The following is a 254-nucleotide window of genomic DNA, read 5'->3' on the forward strand; positions in this document are numbered from 1 at the left end:
TCATCTCTAGTAAATAAATTTGCTTTAACCCTAGATGGATAATAGTCTAATGATTCAAATAAAATCCGATTTTTAATAAAAGCAACTTCATAACTGAACCGATTCCCCTCAACAGAATAAAATTCAGCCTCAAACTTTACAGGAGCCTCATTCGTAGCCGAAGAAAGAGCATATGGCTCATAGCAGGGAATCCGTTTACCTTCTTTCAAATCACCGCTTTCTGTTGCGATAAATTTTATAGCTTCAAAAGCCAT

1 protein-coding gene is annotated in these 254 nt (G+C 35.4%); it reads right to left on the reverse strand.

All coding sequences use genetic code 11. From position 1 onward, the window contains the following. Positions 1-254: AAA family ATPase (locus tag CSR02_RS04635; protein WP_208616804.1), on the reverse strand; the 254-nt coding region annotated here is incomplete at both ends.

This window comes from Acetobacter pomorum (assembly GCF_002738225.1).
GTDB classification, from domain to species: domain Bacteria; phylum Pseudomonadota; class Alphaproteobacteria; order Acetobacterales; family Acetobacteraceae; genus Acetobacter; species Acetobacter pomorum.